The organism is Streptomonospora alba (assembly GCF_000826685.1).
In the GTDB taxonomy this organism is placed as follows: Bacteria; Actinomycetota; Actinomycetes; order Streptosporangiales; family Streptosporangiaceae; genus Streptomonospora; species Streptomonospora alba.
This window is the reverse complement of record NZ_JROO01000084.1, coordinates 1-568: the sequence shown is the minus strand read 5'-3', so window position 1 is coordinate 568 and position 568 is coordinate 1. Positions and strand designations below refer to the sequence as shown.

Here is a 568-nt window from a genome sequence, read left to right as displayed (position 1 = left end):
GTGACCGGACGCCGAGCGCCGGATGGCTGCTGACCCGCCTGATAACGGGCGAAACGGCCACAAACCACGCGGGTCGAGTGGACCACTCGCAACCGACGGATTGGTCTACCTTCTGAACTGCGCAAACGTCATCACGAACGTGCGTGGGTTCTCGGAGCGGCCCTGTCGTGTACCGGCCGGCGCGCGGTGACGGTATGTGGCTGTTGGTCGGGATGCGGCAATTCGTGCTCATACCGGCAGCAGGCGGCCTACGGTGACGGCCATGCGCTTACCCACCCCCCGCCAGTGGACGGCGATCGCGCTCACCGCCGTGGCACTGCCCGCGCTCACGATCACCGCCTGGCCCCTGATCCCGTTCCTGGCCGATCTGCTGCCCGAGGAACTGCCGCTGGGGCGCATCCTGTGGGGGCTGTTCTTCGCCGCCGTACTCGTGGCCGCGGCCGTTCTGGTGCGCTCCCAAGCCCACGGGGTGTCGGTGTGGTTGGGATGGCTGATCCTGACCGCGTGGACGGTCGCCATCGCCGTTGTCGCGGGGATTGTGCTCGTCGTCTGGCTCATCCTGGGCTCC

The 568-nt window shown here is 68.0% G+C and carries 1 pseudogene; it reads left to right on the top strand.

Annotated elements, in window-relative coordinates:
• Positions 1 to 262: 262 nt before the first annotated feature.
• A pseudogene (locus LP52_RS25355) lies at positions 263 to 568 on the top strand (pentapeptide repeat-containing protein); the annotation flags it as partial.